Origin of the sequence: Williamsia sp. 1138 (assembly GCF_002095435.2) — a bacterium.
In the GTDB taxonomy this organism is placed as follows: Bacteria; Actinomycetota; Actinomycetes; order Mycobacteriales; family Mycobacteriaceae; genus Williamsia.
Map to the genome: position 1 here is coordinate 177,245 of NZ_MJEJ02000054.1, position 13,875 is coordinate 191,119.

Consider the following 13,875-nt stretch of genomic DNA (forward strand, 5'->3'; position numbering starts at 1 on the left):
ATAGCCTGAACTGAAGTCTGTTCATTAAGAATGAACCTCATCGAGAGTGGAGACAACCCCCGTGATGTTGCACAATCGCTTGCTGACCCTGCAGTCCAGACCAGACGGTCGGCTGAAGGCATCGGACCTGATCATCACGTCGGCACCTGTTCCAGACTTGCGGCCCGGCGAGGTCCTGGTCCGCAACACGTGGCTCTCGATCGACCCGTCGATCCGAATCCGACTCCGATCCAGCACGCCGAACGGCTACCTGCCACCGTTCGAGCCAGGTGAGCCCCTGGTCGGCCTCGCCCTCGGCGTGGTCGAAGAATCCAGGAACAGCGAGTTCGCGCCGGGAGACACCGTCTCCCACATGTACGGCTACCGCGACTACGCGGTGATCGGCACCGACGGCGCGACGATCGGCGGATACGGGAGCCTGAGCCGGTTCGACGCAGGGAAACTCCCCTCGCAATGGTTTCTCGGCCCGCTGGGCAGCTCGGGGTTGACGGCCTACGCCGGATTGTTCGGGGTCGCAGGGCTCCGTCCGAACGACACACTCTGGGTGTCAGCAGCGGCAGGCGCAGTCGGCAGCATCGCGGCCCAACTCGCACAACAGCGCGGCGCCACCGTGATCGGCTCGGCAGGAAGTCCCGAGAAGGTCTCCTACCTCCTGGACGAACTCGGCCTCGACGCCGCCTTCGACTACCACGAGGGGCCGATCACAGATCTTGTCGCGAAGGCAGCGCCTACCGGTATCGATGTCTACTTCGACAACGTAGGGTCCGAACACCTCGCCGCCGCACTGGACAACATGCGCCCCGGCGGCCGAGTCGCTGTGTGTGGCGCACTGTCCGACTACGACAACGCCACTCCCGCGCCGGGACCGTCCAATCTCTTCCAGCTCGTCTCCAAGGGCATCCGAGTCGAAGGATTCCGCGCCGGGTCGTTCAACCACCTGGCCACCGAGATGCGCACCGAGATCGGCGGATATCTACGTGAAGGCCGGATGAAGTACAGCGAGTTGGTCTTTGACGGCCTCGAGCAGGCGCCGGACGCCCTCACCGCGATGCTGGCCGGAGACAACACCGGAAAGACACTCGTCCGCTTGGAGCCGTAGACCTCCGGCTGTGAGGTACGCAGCTCAGTCGAATGCGACCTCGGTGGTCCGAGCCATGAGCACCCTGCGCACCTTGCCGTCCGCAGTCACCTGCGCACTGGCGTTGAACGTGGCCTCGAAGGCACCGGCCCGGGTGGTACGACCGAGAACCACCTCCACACCGTCCACCACCGCCCCGTTGTCGATGTGGTGGACCAAGGTGCTCTTCTCCCGCTGCGCCAGGTAGCCCACCAAACCCTCTCGATCACCGACGAACTCGGCCGACTCCCCGCCGCCCTTCGAAAACAGCACCGACATCACGAAATCGTCGGAGATCATGGTCAGCACGCGGTCGGGATCGTCGGAATCCATGTACGAGAACCACTGGGCAAGCACCGGAGTCGAGACGGTCGCTGTCATGCTGACGCTCCTTCAGGGGTGAAACCTTCTGGCAGAAGGGAGAATTCGGGGTCGAATGACACCTGGTAGCGATCGACCAGACCGTCGGCGTTCACGTGCATCACGCCCACGAAGTATCCGGTGGTGACGGAGCCCCTTTCGGTCACGGCACCGTGCGCGAACAGCACGTCGCCGTCGGCCGCCACCCGCAACAACACGTGCTTCCTATCGACATCCGGCCGGGCGCGCAGATAGTCCAGCATGCTCATTCGCCCGCCGTCCCGGTTGATGCCGGTCGGCAACACCATCGTGAACTGGACGTCGTCGGCGAGCAGGCCCACCGCGTCCTCGAGATGTCCACTGTCCAGTGTCGCGTAGTACTCCTCGATCAAAGTTCCCATGAAATGAACTTAGTTCAGTAAAACCCTCGTTGTCGAGACCTGTTCGCGCTAGTCTCGAAGAACCAAACTGAACTCAACTCGACTGGAACCTGATGACCTCTCCTGGCGCCACAGCCATCGAAGAAACCTGGCCGCGGTCCGAGCCCGCCTCCCTTTCTCCCGGTGTCGAACAACAGGAACTCCGCGACGCCATCCGCGGGCTACTGGCGAAACACAGCGATATCGACGCGGTACGGAAAGCGTCCGCTTCTGAACAGGGCTTTTCCCGGGAACTGTGGCAACAGCTGGCCGACGACATGTCCGTCGCCGCCCTTGCCGTGCCGGAGTCCCATGGCGGACTCGGGTACGGCACCGACGAATTGAGCATCATCGGAGAGGAGTGCGGCCGCGCGCTTGTCTGCGAGCCGGTGCTCTCGTCGGCAATCGTCGGAACCCAGGCGCTCTTGCTCGGCACTGCCGACGAAGGCATCGCAGCACTGCTCGCGCATGCGATGGACGGCAGCCTCCTCGTCGCGGTCAGCAGTCTCGAACCAGAGCAGGACCAGCTCGACGCCGTGGAAACCGATTCCGGGTGGACGGTGAGCGGCACCGTCACCCACGTGGTCGGGGGCGATGCCGCCGACGTGCTGGTCGTGTCGGCGGAGACCACCGGCGGCCGGAGAACTTTCGCCGTCCACCCGTCGCTGAGGTCACGCGTCACGAGAAGCGCGATCGACCCCACCCGGCGACTCGCCGACGTCTCCTTCGAGGGATCGGCAGCTCTCGCGATGACCGAACCTGGCGCCGATGCCGCGTTTCGGGCGCGGATCGACGATCTGAGAATTCTCGCGGTCGCCTGCGAGAACACCGGCATCGTCGACCGGCTGCTCGAGCTCACCCTCGAGTACGTATCGACCCGGGAACAGTTCGGCCGACCGATCGGCTCGTTCCAGGCCATCAAACATCGGCTCGCCGATCTGCTGATCACCCTGGAGCGGGCGAGGTCAGCGTCGCGCTACGCCGCTGCAGTGTTCGCAGAAGACCCAGATGAAGCGCAGCTCGCCGTCGCGGTGGCCGGCGCCGTGTGCACCGACGCGGCCCTCGAGGCCGCCGCAGAGGCAATCCAGCTCCACGGCGGCGTGGGCTTCACCTGGGAGCACCCCGCCCATTCCTACTTTCGACGCGCGTTGGGAAATGAAGCGCTGCAGGGCGATTCACGACGACACCGGGCCCGGATCGCGGACCTCATCGGCATCTGACCGGCCGAGAACGCGAGTCGAGCCACGTCGAAGAGCAACGGTATTGACGCAACGCCGCCAACCGAGTAAAACTGAAGTGAATCCAGTTCAATTTGAAGTCAAACGAGAGGCATCCGATGGTTGACACCGACCACATCCTGTTGGAAAAAGACGGAGACGTCGCACGTGTGTGGCTGAACCGCCCGCACAAGAAGAACGCCGTGACCCCCGAGCTGCTGTACCGGCTCGACGAGATCATCGCCGAGGTCGACGCCGACCCGAACCTCAAGGTCCTCGTCCTGCGCGGCGTGAACAACACCTTCTGCTCGGGATTCGACCTGGACATCCTGCTCAAGGACTACGTCGGTAGCACCAACGCGATGGATGTCGCCGTCCTGTCGGCCAAGGTCTGCGATCGCCTCTACTCCATGAACACCCCGTCGGTCGCGGTCCTCGAGGGCTATGTCACCGCCGGCGGCTTCGAACTCATGATCTCCTGCGATTTCGCGATCGCCGTCGACGACGCCAAGATCGGCGACTTCCACATCCGCCGTGCCCTCTTCGGCGGCGCCGGCCCCATCTACCGCCTGCCCCGCATGATCGGCATCCGCAAGACCAAGGAACTGATGCTGACCGGCAAGCTGCTCTCCGGCATCGAGGCCGCCGACTTCGACCTCATCAACGCCTCGGCCCCGGCCGACAAGCTCGACCAGACGGTCGAAGACTTCATCGCCCAGCTCACCGACAAGAGCCCGTTCATGATGAAGCTCACCAAGATGACGATCGACCGCGGCCTCGACGCCGACATCCAGTCGCTCATGGTCATGGAGCACCTCGCGGTCGGTAACGCGCTGCAGTCCGAGGACGGCCGGGAAGGTGTCACCGCATTCCTCGAGAAGCGTGAGCCCAAGTGGGTCGGCCGCTGATCGGCTGACGATCACCACCACTTCGGAGAGGACAAAAGAGATGGGCGAGACGCGAACCGCGGTGCTCCACGGCAGCAAGTGCACCGTCTGCGGCACAGTCGCATTCCCGGTGAACGAGATGTGCAGTCGATGTGCGAGCAGAACCACGACCGCGGTGGAGCTGAGCACGCACGGAGTCGTCTGGGCGTACACGATCCAGCGGTTTCCGCCCAAATCTCCGCCGTATATCCCACCCGTCGAAGGTTTCTCGCCCTTCGCGGTGGGATATGTGGAACTCCCCGAAGGGATCAAGATCCAAGCAATCCTCGATTGTGACGACTTCTCCGAACTGGATCGAGCGCCGGTGAGCCTGGTCTCCATCTCACCGGTGCCTCGGTTCGCCGTCGGCACCGCCGCGGTAGCAGGAGCGCGCCAGTGACGCAGAATGTTTCGATCATCGGCGCCGGACTGTCCCAGTTCGGTCGGCAGCCGGGCGTCACCGGGCGTCAGATGGCGGTCACCGCAATCGGTAATGCACTGGACGACGCGGGACTCACCTGGCCAGACGTCCAGGTGGCCTTCGGCGGCAGCGACGGATCAGGCCTGGCCGACACCCTCGTCGCCGAGTTGGGCTTCACCGGTATCCCGTTCACCAACGTCAAGAACGGTTGCGCCACCGGTGGTAGCGCGTTGTTCTCCGCGGTCAACGCGGTGCGCGCCGGTGCTGCGGACATCGCACTCGCGGTGGGATTCGACAAACATCCACGCGGCGCCTTCGACCCCAAACCGGCCGAATGGGGTCTGCCCGAGGGGTACGGCGAGGCCGGACTCATGGTGACGACCCAGTTCTTCGGCTCGAAGATCCTGCGATACATGCACCAACACAACATCTCCCGGGAGACCTTGGCCAGGGTCGCCGCCAAGGCGTACCGCAACGGTGTCCTCAACCCGAACGCGTGGCGGCGCGAGGCGATGTCCGTCGAGGCCATCGCGACGGCCGACATGGTCAATGACCCACTGACCCGCTACATGTTCTGCTCCCCGGGGGAAGGCGGTGCCGCCGTCATCGTCGCGAACGAGGCCGCAGTCCGCCGACTGGGTGGACGTCCGGTACAGCTACGGGCGATCACCCATCGCACCAGACGATTCGGTTCCTTCGAGGTGTTCAGTCCGGCAGTACAAGGTGAGGGCGAACCCACCAGCGTCAGCGCCGATGCCGCCAGCGCTGCCTTCGAACAAGCCGGTGTCACACCGTCGGACATCGACGTCGCGCAGCTCCAGGACACCGAGAGCGGCGCCGAGATCATGCACATGGCCGAGTGCGGATTCTGCGAACCCGGCGAGCAAGAAGAACTCATCGCCGCCGGCGCCACCGAGATCAATGGCAGCATTCCTGTCAACACCGACGGCGGATGCATCGCCAACGGTGAGCCCATCGGCGCGTCCGGTCTGCGACAGGTGCATGAGATCGTCACCCAGCTGCGAGGCGAAGCCGGTGACCGTCAGGTACCCGGCTCCCCCACAACGGGATTCACCCACGTCTACGGCGCACCCGGCATCAGCGCCTGCACGGTGCTGTCGGTATGACCGCCGAGCAGAGCATCCCCGGACTCGGCCAGTTCACCGCGGACGCGACCGCCTGGCTGCAGAGCATTGCTGCGCCACGCACCGAGGCCCCGTGGGGTCGCGGTGACGACTCGGTGTCGGTGTTCGAGAGCTGGACACCCGCCGAGGAGAAAGCCCATACCGACGCGATCTCCGAGTACGAGCGCGCGAAGTTCGACGCCGGCTGGGGTGCACTGTCGTCCCCGACCGAGTACGGGGGCCGCGATCTCCCCCTCTCGTACACGCTGGCGTTCCGCCGCGTCGAAGAGGGATTCGACATTCCCAAACGCACCGAGATGTTCTCGGTGACACAACAACTCGTCGCACCGACCATTGCTCAGTGGGGCACTCCGGCACAGCGGGATCAGTATGTCCGGGCGATGCTGCGTACCGATCTGATCGCCTGCCAACTGTTCTCCGAAACCGAGGCCGGTTCTGATCTCGCCGCCGTCCGCACCCGCGCCGTCGAATCCGACGGGACGTGGACCATCGACGGACACAAGGTATGGACCTCCGGCGCGAGCGTGGCCGACATCGGGGTGGCGGTGTGCCGCACGGACTCGACCGTTGCCAAACATGCCGGATTGACCGTCTTCCTCATCCCGATGGATGCCCCTGGCGTCACCGTGCGCCCGATTCGGCAGATGACCGGCGGTGCGTCCTTCAACGAGGTCTACCTGGAAGGTGTGCAGCTCGACGACACCTACCGGCTGGGCCCGGTCGGCAAAGGGTGGCCCGTGGCGCTCACCGTCTTGGCCGCCGAACGGCTCGATGGCGGAAACCTCGGACTCGCCAACGCCGATCAGGCAGTCGAGTTGGCTCGCAACCTGGGCCGACCCCTCAGCGACCTGGAGAAAGACCGCGTCGCGGATATGGTGACCCGCAGTTACGTCCAGCGGATCAGCAACATGCGGGTCGCGGGAGCGGTGGTCGCCGGAAAAGACCCGGGACCGGAGGCGTCTCTGGGCAAACTACTGGCGACCGACACCATGGCCCGCACCTCCGAGGTCGCGCGGCTACTCCTCGGCCGTGACCTGACGTCGGACTCCGGCGAGTGGGGCACCTTCGCCTGGTCCGAGCACGTCCTCGGTGCGCCCGGCTACAAGATCGCCGGCGGCACCGACGAGATCCAGCACAACATCATCGCCGAGCGTGTCCTCGGCCTACCCCGGGAGCCACGCCCATGACCGCGCCGACCTCACCGTCCCTTCGCGATCGCGTCGCCGACAAGCTCCTGACCGACTGCGGTCTGGTGCTGACGGATTTCGAGACCTTGCCCGGCGGCCATTCCGGCCTGACATACAAGGTGTCGACGTCGGGCGGCGACGTCGTGGTCAAGGCCGTGCCCGAGGGCCAGCGCTCGATCGGCCGTCACGACATGCTCCGACAGGCGACCATTCTGCAGGCGCTCGAGCACAGCGATATGCCGGTGCCGCGGGTGGTGGCGGTCGATCGCACCGAACCTGCCTGGTTTGCAATGGAGTTCGTACCGGGCGAATCGCTCGAGCCGGTGCTCGACGACCCCGCGGTCGAACCGGCACTCGCGGCGAGCCGGATGCGCCGGGCCGCCGAGATCCTGCCGCGACTGCACGACATCGACTTCACCGTGATCGAGGGCATCAACGATCCGCTCACCCCCGCCGCCGAACTCGAGCGGTGGGCCCGCACGCTGGCTGCCGTCCCCCCGGAGTTGGTGGTCGGTGGCGACAAGCTGCTGCAGCTTCTGAAGAACTCAGTTCCGGCGCCCATCACGCCCGCACTGGTGCACGGCGACTACCGGCTCGGCAACATCCTGTCGCAAGGTACCGAGCCCGTCGCCTTGATCGACTGGGAGATCTGGAGCGCGGGCGACCCTCGCGTAGAACTCGGCTGGTTCTTCGTCTTTGCAGACGGGAGCAATTTCCCCGACGTCGGCCGAGAAGTCGCCGGACTGCCCTCGACCGACGAGCTGATCGACCTCTACACCGACGGTGGCGAGCCCCTTCCCGACCTCACCTGGTTCGACGCCCTCGGCCGGCTCAAGATGGCGGCCATCATGGGGCACAACCTTCGTCGGCATCGTGAGGGCCGACACCACGACCCCGATCAGGAAAAGCTGCCCGCCACCATCAATCGCCTGATCGACACCGGCACCGCCCTGCTCGACCGCTGACCTTCAACCCACAGGAGTTTCACCGTGGATTTCTCCTACTCCGCCCGTACCGAGGAACTGCTCATCAGCCTCGAGAGCTTCATGGACCAGCATGTCTATCCCGCCGAAAAGGTCTACGACGCCCAGATAGCCGCCAATGACAACCCGCACGAGCAACCGCAGATCATGCGGGACCTGCAGGCAAAGGCCCGAGAACTCGGACTGTGGAATCTGTTCATGACCCATGACGGTCTCGGCGCCGGCCTGACGAACCTCGAATACGCCCCGCTCGCAGAGGTCGTGGGCCGCTCCATCATCGGCAACGAGACCATCAACTGCTCCGCACCCGATACGGGCAACATGGAGATCCTCGCCATGTTCGGCACCGAAGCGCAGAAAGAGCAGTGGCTCAAACCCCTGCTGAACTGCAGCATTCGGTCCGCATTCGCGATGACCGAACCAGAGGTGGCGAGTTCGGATGCCACCAACATCACCTCGACCATCCTGCGCGACGGGGACGACTACGTTCTCAACGGCCGCAAGTGGTACACCTCCGGCGTCCTGGACCCGGACTGCAAGCTCATAATCTTCATGGGCAAATCAGACCCCGAAGGTCCAACGTACCGGCAGCAGAGCATGATCCTGGTACCCGCCGACGCTCCCGGCGTCGAGGTCCTTCGCGATCTGCCGATGTTCGGCTTCAAAGACCGCCTCGGACACGGCGAAGTCCAGTTCACAGACGTGCGGGTGCCCGCGACGAACATGCTCGGCGCCGAGGGCGACGGGTTCGCCATCGCGCAGGGACGACTCGGCCCCGGCCGCATGCACTACGCCATGCGCGCCATCGGCATGGCCGAGCGCGCGCTCGAGATGATGTGCCGACGCTCGATCGACCGTGTTGCGTTCGGCGGACCGCTGGCAAGCCAGGGAGTGGTTCGGGAGTGGATCGCCCGGAGCCGCATCGAAATCGATCAGATCCGCCTCCTCGTCCTCAAGTCGTCCTGGTTGATGGACACCAAGGGCAATGCGTCGGCACGCTCCGAGGTCGCGGCCATCAAGGTCTCGGCTATGGAGGTCGCGCACAACGTGGTCAACCGCGCCGTGCAGACCTTCGGCGCCGCCGGCGTCAGCGACGACACGATCCTCGCCCGCCTGCACGCCATCACCCGCGCGCTCCAGATCGCGGATGGCCCCAATGAAGTGCACCTGCGTACGATCGCCCGACTGGAATTGAAGAAATACAAATGAGCACAGCGTATTTGGATGGCAAGGTCGCACTGGTCACCGGCGCCAGCCGCGGTCTCGGACTGGCGATCGCCCGCGGGCTGCGCGATGCCGGCGCCACCGTGATCGTCTCGAGCCGCAAACTCGAGGCCTGCGAGGCCGCTGTCCGGAGCCTCGGCGATACCGGGCCGGGCAGCGCTCACCCGTTCGCACTGCACGTCGGCAAATGGGAGTCGATCGAACCGGCCGTCGACGAGATCATCGCCACGTACGGCAGCCTCGACGTCGTCGTCAACAACGCTGGTATCGCACCGCTGGCCGAGAATCTGGTGTCGGTGACAGAGTCTTTGTGGGACAAGACCATCGAGGTCAATCTCAAGGGGCCGTTCCGGCTGATGGCAGTCGCCGGTGCACGTATGGTGGCCGCCGGCGGCGGTTCCATCATCAACATCTCCAGCATCGGAGCGGTACGACCGAGTCCGCCGGAGGCGATGTACGCGGCGGCCAAGAACGGGCTCAACGCCCTGACGATGGCCTACGCGCAGGAGTACGGTCCGACGGTTCGCGTGAATTGCATCATGCCGGGCGGATTCGCCACCGACATGGCCGAGAACTGGGACGACGAGTTCATCGGCAAGATCGTCGACCGCCTGCCCGCCGGTCGTCTGGGCAATCCCGACGAGATCGCCGGCCTCGTGACACACCTCGCGGGCGACGCCGCGGGATACACCACCGGCGCCATCATCCCGGTCGACGGCGGCCGGACCGCGGTCTACTGAGGACGAGGGGAAGACATTGACAGACAACACTTCCGTCGCAGTATCGACGCCCGCAGAACTGTTCGATCTGAGCGGTCGGGTCGCCGTTGTCACGGGTGCATCCTCGGGTCTCGGCCTGGGATTCGCCCGCACACTCGCGGCAGCGGGCGCCACCGTGTACGCCGCTGCCCGGCGACTCGAACGACTCGAAGAACTGGCCGCAACCGACCCCCGCATCGTCCCGATTCGGTGCGACGTCACTGTGGACGCCGACCGTAGAGAACTCGTCGACCGCGCGCTACGCGAATCCGGGCGCCTCGACATCCTGGTCAACAACGCCGGCCGCCCCGGTCCCCCATTCGCCGAGGACGAGACCGTCGACGGCTTCAACTCCGTGATGGAGCTCAACCTGGTGGCGGGGTTCCACCTGGCCACCTATGCCGCAACACAATTGCCCGAAGGGAGCGGTGCCTCGTTCATCAACATCTCCTCGGTCATCGGGCTGGTGTCCACGGCGCCGATCGGGGGCGCCAGCTACGCGGCCTCGAAGGCCGGGACGCTGGGCCTGACGCGTGAACTCGCCGGCCAATGGGGCCGCCGTGGGATCCGGGTCAATGCGGTCGTTCCCGGATGGTTTGATACCGAGATGACCGATGGTTTGTTCGAGAACGAGAAGTCCGCCGGCTGGGTGCGTCGTAACACCATGCTGGGCCGCGGCGGCGTCGACGGCGAGATCAACGGCGCCGTCTTGTTTCTCGCGTCCGATGCATCGTCGTACATGACCGGCCAGACCCTCATCGTCGACGGCGGATGGACCGCCCGCTGATGTTGGCGGTACAGCTCATCGCGTGGGGCGAATCTCCGCAATTGCGGGAGATTTCGAAGCCGCAACCCACGGGCGATGAACTTCTGCTGGAGGTCGGCGCGGTCGGCCTGTGCCGCTCGGATCTCCACGTCATGGACGCCGACGCCGGCCGATTCGACTACCCCCTTCCCCTCACCCTCGGCCACGAGGTCGCGGGAACGGTGGTGGCGGTGGGTGATTCGGCCGACGAGGCCTGGGTCGGTGAATCGGCAGTTGTCCACGGCATCTGGTCGTGCAGGCGGTGCCGCAACTGTCTTCGGGGCCGCGAGAACTACTGCCTGCGTCTGGCTCCGCATGCCGATGGCAGGCTCGCGCGCATCGGAAACGGCCTGGGCCACCCCGGCGGGCTCGCCGAGTTCATGCTCGTCCCCTCGGCCGACGTCCTGGTACCGATCGGTTCCCTGGGTCACGCCGAGGCAGCACCACTCGCGGACGCCGGATTGACCGCCTACCATGCGATCCGGACCAATGCCGACCTCGTCGACACGCGGACCGTCGCGGTGGTGATCGGTATCGGCGGGCTCGGCCACTTGGCGCTTCAGATCCTTCGTGAGCTGGGTGTCACCCGGATCATCGCGGTGGACACCCGGGCCGAGTCTCTTGATCTTGCTCTGACGCTGGGCGCGCTCAGCTCCCATCCCACCCTCGACGACGCGACATCCGCCATACGCGCCCTCGGCGGTGCCGATCTCGTATTCGACTTCGCCGGCGCACCGACCACCGTCGAACCGGCCGCGCGCCTGCTCGCACCCGGTGGCCGAATGGTGATGGTCGGCAGTGGCGGCGGCCGGCTCACCATCGGCAAAGACGTCGGGCTGGTCAACGGCTGGCAGGTCAACGCCCCATTCTGGGGAACCAGGGCCGACCTCGAAGCCGTCGTCGACCTGGCGGCCCGGGGCCGCCTCCACGCCGAGACGGCGACCTACCCTTTGAGTGAGGCCGCCGACGTATACCGGCTACTGCGTACCGGCTCGATCGCCGGGCGCGCAGTGATCACTCCGTCGACTCCCCATCACCAACGCATCAGGAAAGAGACAGCGCAGTGAAGATTCTCGCCCAGGAGATGCTCGCACGAGCCGCGTCGGCGCCCGATTCGATCGCCGTCGTCGATGATCTCGGGCGCCACAGCACCAGCAAGGTCGTCGCTGCGGCGCAGACGTTGGCCGACCGGATCGCGAGTATCGACGCGGGCGCTCCCACGGTTCTGATCCAGGCCGACAACACCTGGCACACCGTGGCGGCGGCCTTGGCCGTGGGCCTCCGCGGTGGCGTGGTCGCGGTGTTCAGTCCACATGCAGCCGAGTCCGAGTTCGAGCTGGCGATCGAGGACATCGATCCGGACCTCGTTGTCGCCGAACCGAGATCGATGACCCACTGGGCTGTCTCGGACACCGCCTTCCCGATACTCCACGATGCCTTCGAGACGCATCGTCTCCGCGCCCGCAGGTCCTTCCGAGACGTCGAACGGTGGGACGGTGGCACAGCGATCGCGATGACGTCCGGATCGACCGGACGGCCCAAATGTGTTGTGCAGTCCGAGCAAGCGATCCGCTACGCCTGTCAGAGCACCATCGACACGGTCGGCCTGCAGCCCGGAGAACCGGTCGGCGCGTTCGTCCCACTGTCCTCGGTGGCCGCGTTCTGCTTCGGCATGTATCTGCCCGCCCACCTCGGCGGGACGATGGTCTCGGTCGGCAAATGGTCACCAAGCGTCGCTCTGGAGGTGATGGCTCGCGAACGCGTCGCGTGGACGATGCTCGTTCCGACCATGGCGCTGCAGCTGTCGGTGGTCGAAGGCGCCGAGGGCACGCTCTCATCGATGCGGGCGATGACGATCGGCGGTGGCCCGATGAACGAACGGACACTCCGCCAAGCCGAAACCCATCTCGGTACCACCTTTTTGCGCGTCTTCGGAATGTCCGAGTGCCTGGGCCACACGACCCCGCAACTCGATGATCCACCTGCGGTCCGACTCGGCCGAGACGGTCGGCCCTTCCCCGGAACCATTGTTCGCGCGGTCGACGGGGTCGGCGTCCCGGTGCCTCCCGATGAGATCGGTGACGCTCAGGTCAAGGGTCCATCACTGTTCGTGGGATACGCCCGCGGCGGCACCCCCACACCACCGGAACTGACCGCAGACGGATTCTTGCCGACCGGAGACCTCGTCGAGGTTGCCGCCGACGGGTCGATCAGGGTGATGGGACGGCAGAAGCAGATCATCATCCGCGGTGGCCGCAACATCGACATCAACGAGCTCGAAGCGGCGATAGCTTCGATCCCTCAGGTGGTCCAGGTCTGTGTGGTGCCGGTGCCGGACGATCTGCTCGGGGAACGGGCAGCGGCGCTCGTGGTCACCGGGGGTCCACAGTTGACCCTGCATGACGTCACAGAGCAGTTGGCGCAGTCAGACTTTCCCAAGTTCAAGTGGCCCGAATACTTGTTCACGGTGGAGGATCTGCCGCAGAATCGGGTCGGTAAGCTCTCCCGGCCGGACGCGGTGGGGCTGGCATCCCGGCTGGTGGCACTAACCGACCCGAGTTCAGCTCAAACGCGGTAGCGTGGGTGAAGACGTACATGACGATATCCCGGGGGACCACAATGACGGTTGATGCCACTGTGAAGCGCGAGAGCCCGCGCTCCAAGCGAACACGCATCCTCTCTGCTGCCATCGACCAGTTCGGCAAGGTCGGTTACGAACACACCAAATGGGCATCGATCGCGGACGAGGTCGGCATCGGCCAGACCGCGCTGTATCACTACTTCGAATCGAAGGCGCATTGCCTTCTGACCATCATGCGTCTCGAATTGGCCGATTCCGTCGAGCGATTCGACGCGGCGACGGCCTCGCAGTCCGATCCCGAAGAAGCGCTGCGCGCCGCGGTCACGGCAGCGCTGGAGGCCTCCCCCACCGACGCCCTTCAGCGCCGGATCCTGCAGAACCACATGGACTTGCTGGCGACACCCCGACAGTCCGAGAAAGAAGAAGCCGAGCGGATCCGCTGCCGCGAGCTCGTCCAGGAGATCGAGGTGAAGTGGACCGCCCTCATCGCCTCCGGGATCAAGAGCGGCGCCTTCATCGACGACGATCCACGCATGCTGGGGCGACTCGTCCTACCCCTCATCATCAGCGTGTGGCGCTGGTATCGGCCGGAGGGGAAGCTGACCATCGACGACATCAACGTCACGGTGACCAACGCGGCCTTGAGGATCGTCCGGCCCTAGTCCGGTATTCGACGAATTCACTCGGCTTCCGCAGCGGCCCAGAATCGACCCAAATTCAGTTAGGAGAACC

15 protein-coding genes are annotated in these 13,875 nt (G+C 65.3%); 13 read left to right on the plus strand and 2 right to left on the minus strand.

The genetic code is table 11. From position 1 onward, the window contains the following. Nucleotides 1-64 precede the first annotated feature (64 nt). Nucleotides 65-1,099: an NADP-dependent oxidoreductase gene (locus BH683_RS27095; RefSeq protein ID WP_084839621.1), complete on the plus strand. Its 1,035-nt coding sequence runs from the start codon at nucleotides 65-67 to the stop codon at nucleotides 1,097-1,099. A 24-nt stretch (nucleotides 1,100-1,123) separates the two neighbouring features. Here BH683_RS27095 and BH683_RS27100 read toward each other — a convergent pair whose 3' ends face one another. Continuing rightward, nucleotides 1,124-1,498 (minus strand): hypothetical protein, encoded by a 375-nt coding sequence (locus BH683_RS27100; protein WP_084839391.1) that lies wholly within the window; start codon nucleotides 1,496-1,498, stop codon nucleotides 1,124-1,126. Further along, complete coding sequence (locus BH683_RS27105) at nucleotides 1,495-1,878, minus strand: nuclear transport factor 2 family protein (protein ID WP_084839392.1); 384 nt, start codon at nucleotides 1,876-1,878, stop codon at nucleotides 1,495-1,497. The genes BH683_RS27100 and BH683_RS27105 overlap by 4 nt, the downstream gene beginning before the upstream one ends. Nucleotides 1,879-1,970: 92 nt before the next feature. On the opposite strand from BH683_RS27105, the gene BH683_RS27110 reads away from it, so the two are divergent. The 12 genes from BH683_RS27110 to BH683_RS27165 all read left to right on the plus strand — a co-directional run bounded on the left by BH683_RS27110 (nucleotide 1,971) and on the right by BH683_RS27165 (nucleotide 13,805). Beyond that, a complete protein-coding gene (locus BH683_RS27110; RefSeq protein WP_084839393.1) occupies nucleotides 1,971-3,116 on the plus strand; it encodes an acyl-CoA dehydrogenase family protein in 1,146 nt (381 codons plus the stop codon). 116 nt (nucleotides 3,117-3,232) lie between these two features. Continuing rightward, the gene (locus tag BH683_RS27115; RefSeq protein WP_084839394.1) at nucleotides 3,233-4,021 is read left to right on the plus strand and encodes an enoyl-CoA hydratase/isomerase family protein; all 789 of its coding nucleotides are present in this window, start codon (nucleotides 3,233-3,235) and stop codon (nucleotides 4,019-4,021) included. A 40-nt stretch (nucleotides 4,022-4,061) separates the two neighbouring features. Then, nucleotides 4,062-4,439: an OB-fold domain-containing protein gene (locus BH683_RS27120; RefSeq protein ID WP_084839395.1), complete on the plus strand. Its 378-nt coding sequence runs from the start codon at nucleotides 4,062-4,064 to the stop codon at nucleotides 4,437-4,439. Further along, on the plus strand, nucleotides 4,436-5,587 hold the full coding sequence (locus BH683_RS27125) for a thiolase family protein (RefSeq protein ID WP_084839396.1): 1,152 nt from the start codon (nucleotides 4,436-4,438) through the stop codon (nucleotides 5,585-5,587). The genes BH683_RS27120 and BH683_RS27125 overlap by 4 nt, the downstream gene beginning before the upstream one ends. Next, entirely contained in the window at nucleotides 5,584-6,792 is a 1,209-nt protein-coding gene (locus BH683_RS27130; protein WP_084839397.1) for an acyl-CoA dehydrogenase family protein, read from the plus strand. The genes BH683_RS27125 and BH683_RS27130 overlap by 4 nt, the downstream gene beginning before the upstream one ends. Then, the gene (locus BH683_RS27135; RefSeq protein ID WP_084839398.1) at nucleotides 6,789-7,757 is read left to right on the plus strand and encodes a phosphotransferase family protein; all 969 of its coding nucleotides are present in this window, start codon (nucleotides 6,789-6,791) and stop codon (nucleotides 7,755-7,757) included. The genes BH683_RS27130 and BH683_RS27135 overlap by 4 nt, the downstream gene beginning before the upstream one ends. Nucleotides 7,758-7,781: 24 nt before the next feature. Next, nucleotides 7,782-8,984 carry an acyl-CoA dehydrogenase family protein gene (locus BH683_RS27140; protein WP_084839399.1) on the plus strand — a complete coding sequence of 401 codons (1,203 nt, stop codon included), beginning with the start codon at nucleotides 7,782-7,784 and terminating at the stop codon, nucleotides 8,982-8,984. Next, nucleotides 8,981-9,739: a glucose 1-dehydrogenase gene (locus BH683_RS27145; RefSeq protein WP_084839400.1), complete on the plus strand. Its 759-nt coding sequence runs from the start codon at nucleotides 8,981-8,983 to the stop codon at nucleotides 9,737-9,739. Before BH683_RS27140 ends, BH683_RS27145 begins: the two co-directional genes overlap by 4 nt. A gap of 16 nt (nucleotides 9,740-9,755) precedes the next feature. Next, entirely contained in the window at nucleotides 9,756-10,544 is a 789-nt protein-coding gene (locus BH683_RS27150) for an SDR family oxidoreductase (protein WP_084839401.1), read from the plus strand. Next, nucleotides 10,529-11,629 carry an NAD(P)-dependent alcohol dehydrogenase gene (locus tag BH683_RS27155; protein WP_246833624.1) on the plus strand — a complete coding sequence of 367 codons (1,101 nt, stop codon included), beginning with the start codon at nucleotides 10,529-10,531 and terminating at the stop codon, nucleotides 11,627-11,629. Before BH683_RS27150 ends, BH683_RS27155 begins: the two co-directional genes overlap by 16 nt. After that, nucleotides 11,626-13,140 carry a class I adenylate-forming enzyme family protein gene (locus BH683_RS27160; protein ID WP_094647801.1) on the plus strand — a complete coding sequence of 505 codons (1,515 nt, stop codon included), beginning with the start codon at nucleotides 11,626-11,628 and terminating at the stop codon, nucleotides 13,138-13,140. The genes BH683_RS27155 and BH683_RS27160 overlap by 4 nt, the downstream gene beginning before the upstream one ends. 41 nt (nucleotides 13,141-13,181) lie before the next feature. Further along, on the plus strand, nucleotides 13,182-13,805 hold the full coding sequence (locus BH683_RS27165) for a TetR/AcrR family transcriptional regulator (protein ID WP_084839402.1): 624 nt from the start codon (nucleotides 13,182-13,184) through the stop codon (nucleotides 13,803-13,805). Nucleotides 13,806-13,875: the final 70 nt, after the last annotated feature.

Coding starts and splice junctions, on each gene's coding strand:
- BH683_RS27120 (WP_084839395.1), top strand. CDS start 4,062: ATGGGCGAGACGCGAACCGCGGTGCTCCACGGCAGCAAGTGCACCGTC.
- BH683_RS27130 (WP_084839397.1), top strand. CDS start 5,584: ATGACCGCCGAGCAGAGCATCCCCGGACTCGGCCAGTTCACCGCGGAC.
- BH683_RS27135 (WP_084839398.1), top strand. CDS start 6,789: ATGACCGCGCCGACCTCACCGTCCCTTCGCGATCGCGTCGCCGACAAG.
- BH683_RS27165 (WP_084839402.1), top strand. CDS start 13,182: ATGACGGTTGATGCCACTGTGAAGCGCGAGAGCCCGCGCTCCAAGCGA.
- BH683_RS27100 (WP_084839391.1), bottom strand. CDS start 1,498: ATGACAGCGACCGTCTCGACTCCGGTGCTTGCCCAGTGGTTCTCGTAC.
- BH683_RS27110 (WP_084839393.1), top strand. CDS start 1,971: ATGACCTCTCCTGGCGCCACAGCCATCGAAGAAACCTGGCCGCGGTCC.
- BH683_RS27145 (WP_084839400.1), top strand. CDS start 8,981: ATGAGCACAGCGTATTTGGATGGCAAGGTCGCACTGGTCACCGGCGCC.
- BH683_RS27105 (WP_084839392.1), bottom strand. CDS start 1,878: ATGGGAACTTTGATCGAGGAGTACTACGCGACACTGGACAGTGGACAT.
- BH683_RS27095 (WP_084839621.1), top strand. CDS start 65: ATGTTGCACAATCGCTTGCTGACCCTGCAGTCCAGACCAGACGGTCGG.
- BH683_RS27155 (WP_246833624.1), top strand. CDS start 10,529: ATGGACCGCCCGCTGATGTTGGCGGTACAGCTCATCGCGTGGGGCGAA.
- BH683_RS27115 (WP_084839394.1), top strand. CDS start 3,233: ATGGTTGACACCGACCACATCCTGTTGGAAAAAGACGGAGACGTCGCA.